The organism is Pseudomonas sp. SDO55104_S430, assembly GCF_054070595.1.
The window spans coordinates 1-6,950 of record NZ_JBSVXG010000270.1 but is presented as its reverse complement, the minus strand read 5'-3'; the positions used below and the strand labels follow the sequence as shown (position 1 = coordinate 6,950).

Below are 6,950 nucleotides of genomic sequence, written 5' to 3'. Positions count from 1 at the left end.
GGTTAATGCAGTCCTCGCCGCGAGGGGTTAACGCAACCGCTGTAGGAGCGAGGCTTGCCCGCGAAGCTTTTCAGCGGCTCAAATACATCCGCGTCGTCAGCAGATACACCGGCAACCCCGACACCACGATCAACAACGCCGCATAAGGCGCCGCCGCCGCAAATTCCACATTCGCGGTATGCGCCCAAACCTCTGTCGCCAGGGTATTGAGCCCGGTCGGGCTCAGCAGCAGGGTCGCCGTCAGCTCCTTCATCGCATCCAGAAACACCAGCGCGAACGCCGCCCCCAGTGCCGGGAAGATGATCGGCAAGGTGACCCGGCAAAACGCGGTGAACGATGACGCGCCCAGCGTGCGGGCTGCCTCTTCCAGTTGCGGTGCCGCCTTGTTCAGGGCCGTGCGGATCGGAGCCTGGGCCAGTGGCAGAAACAGCAGCGCATAGGCGATCAGCAGCAGTGCCGAAGTCTGGTACAGCGCCGGCACATAATGCAGGGCGAAATACACCAGGGTCAGGGCAATCACCAGGCCTGGCAGGGCGTGCAGCAGATACGGCAGGCGTTCGGCCCAGATCGCCAACTGGCCCTTGTAGCGCACCACCAGCAGCCCGACGGGCACCGCCAGCACCAGGCACAGCGCTGCGCCGCCCAAGGACAATGCCAGAGAAGACAGCAGTGCCTCACCGATAGCGGCAACCGGAAAGGCTGCCGACGAACCCACCGCCAGCCAGTAACCCAGCATGCCCAACGGAATCCCGCTGCCGACGATCGCCAGCATCAGGCAATACAGTTGTCCTGCCGCCGTCCATGGTCCCAGGCGAACCTGTTCGGCCTGTCGCGCCGCGCCCTGACCGGTGCGCACGTGCCGGGCTTTGCCGCGCACGCGCAATTCCAGCCAGAGCAGAAGCAGGCACAGAATCAGCAGTACCGCCGACAGCATCGCCGCGTTGGCGTTGCTGAACTCCAGTTCGAACTGTTGATAGATTGCAGTGGTGAAGGTCTGCAGGCCGATGATCGACAGCGCGCCGAACTCCACCAGCATATGCAGGGCAATCAGCAGCGAGCCGGCGAGCAGCGATGGCCAGAGCAAGGGCAGGGTGATCTTGAAGAACACGCCCCAGCGATTCTGCCCCAAGGTGCGCCCGGACTCTTCCAGCGAAGGGTCGAGGTTACGCAGGGTCGCCGCTACCGGCAGGAAAATCAGCGGATACTTCGACAGGGTCATCACCAGGATCGCCCCGCCGAGCCCTTCGAAGTGGGCGCTCAGCGACACCCAGGTGAAGCTGCTGACAAACGCCGGAACAGCGAACGGCAGGCACAGAATCACGCCCCACAACCGCCGCCCTGGCAGGTTGCTGCGTTCCAGCAACCACGCCAGCGACAGGCCGATCACGCCACAGGCCAGCGTCACGCCGACCATCAGCGCCAGGGTGTTGCGCAACAGGCCGAAAACATAAGGCCGCCACAGCAGGTGCAGCGCCTCGGCCCAGCCAGCCTGCCAGGCCTTGAGCCCGACATAGGCCAGCGGCAGCAGGCTGAGCAGGACCAGCAACAGAACCGGCAATACCAGCCAGATCGACGGCCGTTTGCGCCGCGGCACAAAGTTGCCCTGCGCGGCGGCGGTTAACGATGCGCTCATCAGTTCAGGCCAACGTCGCGTTCCAGGTCCAGGGCTTCTTCAGCGTTGCCCAGATCCGCTGGAGTCACCTTCGGAGCTTCCAGTTCGCTGAAAGGCTTGAGCCCGCGATCCGACTCCATGCCCTTGTGCAGCGGGTATTCGGCGGTGGTCTGGGTGATCACGCGCTGTCCCTCTTCGCTGACCATGTAGGCGAGCAGCTGTTGGGCTTCCTGTGGGTGCTTGCTGGATTTCACCACGGCCGCACTGGAAACAGTGATCAGCCCGCCGACGTCGCCGCCGGTGAAGTAGTGCAGTTTCGAATCCAGCTGGCCTTTTTCCCGTTGCAGGGCGAACCAGTAGTAGTTGTTGACCAGCACGGTCGCGATCTCGCCGTTTTCCACGGCTTTGAGCGCGACCATGTTGTTGCTGTAGGTCTTGCCGAATGCCCGCAGGCCGGTGAGCCATTCTTCGGCAGCGTCCATGCCGTGCATCTTGATGATCGCCACGGCCTGTTCCTGGAAGGCGCCGCTGGTAGGCACGAAGCCGACCTTGCCTTGCCATTTCGGATCGGAGAATTCCATTACCGATTTCGGCAGGTCCTTTTCATCGACCAGCTTGGGGTTGAACGCGACGACGCGAACCCGGGCGGTGACGCCGATCCAGGTGCCGTTGCTGGCGACATAGTCCTTGGGTAGAACCGCCAATGTTGCATCATCGGCCTTGGCCAACAGACCTTGTTCGCCGAGCTTGTTCAGTGGCGGCGATTCTTCGCTGTAGATCACGTCGGCGGGCGAGCGATCGCCTTCTTCGACGATCTGGCTGGCGAGCTGGTTGCTGCTGCCCTTGCGCACATTGACGTGAATCCCGGTCTTGGCTTCAAAGGCTTTGGCGACGGCGTCACCGACTTCCTTGTGTTGGCCGTTGTAGAGGGTCAGGGAAACCTTGTCGGCGGCTTGGGTGAGGGGAGTGGCGAGAGCCAGGCCGAGCAGGGTGAAGGTCAAGCCTCGGCGCAGGGTATTTCGAAACATCATTCGCAGGGTTCCTCACTGTCGCATTGCAAAAACTTGCAACAATGATAAACGATATTTGTTCTCAAATGCGCTTGCTTTTCTGTAGGAGCCGAGCTTGCTCGCGATGGAGGCGGGGGGCTCCGCAGGGTATCAGGCAGCCAGCGTTATCGTTGGCGACCATCGCGAGCAAGCTCGGCTCCTACAGGGGGAGGTGAAAACTTCCGGAGGGCAGAAACGCAAAAACCCGCTTTCGCGGGTTTTTGTGAGATTCAAGATCGTAACCTTGAATTTGAATTGGTGCCCAGAAGAAGACTCGAACTTCCACGACCGTAAGGTCACCAGCACCTGAAGCTGGCGTGTCTACCAATTTCACCATCTGGGCTTCATCTTCAGCGTTGCCGCTGTTGATGTGGCGCACTATACGGACAGCGTTTTGATCTGTAAACCCCTGATTTAATTTTAATAAATCAGTTCTGACAAAATGCATCTCCAGAATGCAAAAAACCCGCTTTCGCGGGTTTTTTGTGTGAGTCCTGAAACTGATCTAGTCTCAAACTCGAAATTGGTGCCCAGGAGAAGACTCGAACTTCCACGACCGTAAGGTCACCAGCACCTGAAGCTGGCGTGTCTACCAATTTCACCACCTGGGCATCATCAACAGCATGTCTGCGTGTCGATGGCGCGCACTATACGGAGCGCTTTTTTAACTGTAAACCCCCGTCGTCCAAAAAAATGATTTTTTTTACCAGCGGTGTTCAAAACGACTTGGATGCGTCGATACAAGGCGTCATATGGGCTCTATATAGTCCGAAATTTCCTGTTTCATTACGCCTATGCCAAACTAACCCGCATATAGACAAGGTGAAAACTCTCTAATGGCCGATTGGCAATCCCTCGATCCCGAGGCCGCTCGTGAAGCGGAAAAATATGATAACCCCATCCCTAGCCGCGAACTGATCCTTCAGCACCTTGCTGATCGTGGTTCGCCTGCTGCACGTGAGCAACTGGTCGAAGAGTTCGGCCTGACCACGGAAGACCAGATCGAAGCCCTGCGCCGCCGCCTGCGTGCCATGGAGCGCGATGCTCAACTCATTTACACCCGCCGCGGCACTTATGCGCCGGTGGACAAGCTCGACCTGATCCTGGGCCGCATCAGCGGTCATCGCGACGGCTTCGGCTTCCTGGTTCCGGACGACGGCAGCGACGACCTGTTCCTGAGCCCGGCGCAAATGCGCCTGGTGTTCGATGGTGACCGTGCGCTGGCTCGTGTGTCCGGCCTGGACCGTCGTGGTCGCCGCGAAGGCATGATCGTCGAAGTGGTTTCCCGTGCTCACGAAACCATCGTGGGTCGCTACTTCGAAGAAGGCGGCATCGGTTTCGTGGTTGCCGACAACCCGAAAATCCAGCAGGAAGTGCTGGTAACCCCGGGTCGCAACGCCAACGCCGATATCGGTCAGTTCGTTGAGGTGAAGATCACTCACTGGCCGACTCCGCGCTTCCAACCGCAAGGCGACGTGATCGAAGTCGTGGGCAACTACATGGCGCCGGGCATGGAAATCGATGTCGCCCTGCGCACCTACGATATTCCTCACGTCTGGCCGGACGCCGTGCTCAAGGAAGCCGGCAAGCTCAAGCCGGAAGTCGAAGAGAAAGACAAAGAGAAGCGCATCGACCTGCGCCATCTGCCGTTCGTCACCATCGACGGCGAAGATGCCCGCGACTTCGATGACGCGGTTTACTGTGAGGCCCGTCCGGGCAAGCTGCGTCTGTTCTCCGGCGGCTGGAAGCTGTACGTGGCGATTGCCGACGTTTCCAGCTACGTGAAACTCGGTTCGGCGCTGGATGCCGAAGCCCAGGTTCGCGGCAACTCGGTGTACTTCCCCGAGCGCGTAATCCCGATGCTGCCCGAGCAGCTGTCCAACGGTCTGTGCTCGCTGAACCCGCTGGTCGACCGTCTGGCCATGGTCTGCGAGATGACCATCTCCAAATCCGGCGAAATGACCGACTACTGCTTCTACGAAGCGGTGATCCACTCCCATGCGCGCCTGACCTACAACAAGGTCAGCGCCATGCTCGAAACGCCGAAAATCGCCGAGGCGCGCAAGCTGCGTGGCGAATACACCGACCTCGTGCCGCACCTCAAGCAGCTGTATGCGCTGTACAAGGTGTTGCTGGCGGCCCGTCATGTGCGCGGCGCCATCGACTTCGAAACCCAGGAAACCCGGATCATCTTCGGCTCCGAGCGCAAGATCGCCGAAATCCGGCCGACCGTGCGCAACGATGCGCACAAGCTGATCGAGGAATGCATGCTGGCCGCCAACGTGGCCACCGCCGAATTCCTGCAAAAGCACGAAATTCCTGCGCTGTACCGTGTTCACGACGGTCCGCCGCCGGAGCGTCTGGAAAAACTGCGCGCCTTCCTGGGTGAGCTGGGTCTGTCCCTGCACAAGGGCAAGGATGGTCCATCGCCGAAGGATTACCAGGCGCTGTTGGCCAGCATCAAGGACCGTCCGGACTTCCATCTGATCCAGACCGTGATGCTGCGCTCGTTGAGCCAGGCGGTGTACACCTCTGATAATCAGGGCCACTTCGGTCTGAATTACGAGGCCTATACCCACTTCACCTCGCCGATCCGTCGTTACCCGGACTTGCTCACGCACCGCGCCATCCGCAGTGTGATCCATTCCAAGCAGGACACGCCGCACGTTCGTCGTGCCGGTGCGATGACGATTCCAAAGGCGCGCATCTATCCGTACGACGAAGCGGCGCTGGAGCAGCTCGGCGAACAATGTTCGATGAGCGAGCGTCGTGCCGACGAAGCGACCCGCGACGTGGTGAACTGGCTCAAGTGCGAGTTCATGAAAGATCGCGTGGGCGAGTCGTTCCCGGGCGTGATCACGGCGGTGACCGGTTTCGGCCTGTTCGTCGAACTCACCGACATCTATGTCGAAGGTCTGGTGCACGTCACGGCTCTGCCGGGGGATTACTACCACTTCGATCCGGTACACCACCGCCTGGCGGGTGAGCGCACCGGTCGCAGCTTCCGTCTTGGCGATACCGTTGAAGTGCGGGTCATGCGCGTCGATCTCGACGAGCGCAAGATCGACTTCGAGATGGCCGAAAAAACCATCAGCGCGCCAATCGGTCGCAAAAAGCGCGGTACCGAAACTTCGGCTCCAGCGGCAAAAACCGCGGCAGAGCCGGCACCGGCGAAAACCGGTCGTCGTCCGGCCAAGGAAAAGCCTGCCGAGTCTTATCGTTCGAGCGATGCGGCGGCGAAAAACGCCGAAGTGCGCAAGAGCCGCGAGCTGAAAAAAGCACTGCTGTCCGATGCGAAGAGCAGCAGCAAGGCAACGGCTTCGGGAAAAGCCGGGCGCTCGACGTCTGAAAAGGCGGCTGGCAGCAAACCAAGCAAACATCGTAAAGGTCCGCCAAAAGCGGGCTCGGCTCCAGCCAAAAGCGGCGGGGCACGTAAACCCAAGGCGAAGTCATGAGTCAGTTGGAAAAAATCTACGGCGTGCATGCTGTAGAAGCGTTGCTGCGTCACCACCCCAAGCGCGTCAAGCAGATCTGGCTGGCCGAAGGCCGCAATGATCCGCGGGTGCAGACGCTGATCGAGCTGGCCAATGAAAATCGTGTCCAGGTCGGCCAGGCCGAGCGCCGGGAAATGGACGCTTGGGTCGAGGGCGTTCATCAGGGCGTGGTCGCAGAAGTCAGTCCGAGTCAGGTCTGGGGCGAGGCGATGCTCGACGAGTTGCTCGATCGCACCGAAGGCGCGCCGTTATTGCTGGTGCTCGACGGCGTGACCGATCCGCACAACCTCGGTGCCTGCCTGCGTTCCGCCGATGCCGCGGGCGCGCTGGCGGTGATCGTGCCGAAGGACAAGTCTGCGACCTTGACGCCGACTGTGCGAAAAGTCGCCTGCGGTGCTGCCGAAGTAATCCCGCTGGTGGCGGTGACCAACCTGGCTCGCACCCTGGAAAAACTCCAGCAGCGCGGCCTGTGGATTGTCGGTACGGCAGGGGAGGCGGAAACCAGTATCTACGAGCAGGACCTGACCGGCCCGACCATTCTGATCATGGGTGCCGAAGGCAAGGGCATGCGCCGCCTGACTCGTGAGCATTGCGACTATCTGGTTCATCTACCGATGGCCGGTAGCGTCAGCAGCCTGAACGTATCGGTGGCAACAGGTGTGTGCCTGTTCGAAGCCCAGCGCCAGCGCGGCGCCAAGGCCAAGGCCAGCGCTAAAAAGCCCTGACCGAACGCGATCAAAATGTGGGAGCGGGCTTGCTCGCGAAGACGGTGTGTCAGGCGACGATGATGTCGAC

Annotated in this window: 4 protein-coding genes and 2 tRNA genes; 2 read left to right on the top strand and 4 right to left on the bottom strand. The window is 60.5% G+C overall.

Annotated elements, in window-relative coordinates; translation table 11 throughout:
* Positions 1-70: 70 nt before the first annotated feature.
* The 4 genes from ACW9JE_RS27180 to ACW9JE_RS27165 form a co-directional block, all read right to left on the bottom strand.
* The gene (locus tag ACW9JE_RS27180) at positions 71-1,633 is read right to left on the bottom strand and encodes an ABC transporter permease (protein WP_457434516.1); all 1,563 of its coding nucleotides are present in this window, start codon (positions 1,631-1,633) and stop codon (positions 71-73) included.
* Positions 1,633-2,643 carry an iron ABC transporter substrate-binding protein gene (locus ACW9JE_RS27175; RefSeq protein WP_457434515.1) on the bottom strand — a complete coding sequence of 337 codons (1,011 nt, stop codon included), beginning with the start codon at positions 2,641-2,643 and terminating at the stop codon, positions 1,633-1,635. The genes ACW9JE_RS27180 and ACW9JE_RS27175 overlap by 1 nt, the downstream gene beginning before the upstream one ends.
* A gap of 274 nt (positions 2,644-2,917) precedes the next feature.
* A tRNA-Leu gene (locus tag ACW9JE_RS27170) sits at positions 2,918-3,004 on the bottom strand.
* Positions 3,005-3,185: 181 nt separating this feature from the next.
* Positions 3,186-3,272, bottom strand: a tRNA-Leu gene (locus ACW9JE_RS27165).
* A 225-nt stretch (positions 3,273-3,497) separates the two neighbouring features.
* Between ACW9JE_RS27165 and rnr the strand changes: the two genes are divergently transcribed.
* Positions 3,498-6,116 (top strand): ribonuclease R, encoded by a 2,619-nt coding sequence (rnr, locus tag ACW9JE_RS27160; protein WP_224535693.1) that lies wholly within the window; start codon positions 3,498-3,500, stop codon positions 6,114-6,116.
* Positions 6,113-6,880: a 23S rRNA (guanosine(2251)-2'-O)-methyltransferase RlmB gene (gene rlmB / locus ACW9JE_RS27155; RefSeq protein ID WP_457434514.1), complete on the top strand. Its 768-nt coding sequence runs from the start codon at positions 6,113-6,115 to the stop codon at positions 6,878-6,880. The genes rnr and rlmB overlap by 4 nt, the downstream gene beginning before the upstream one ends.
* Positions 6,881-6,950 lie beyond the last annotated feature (70 nt).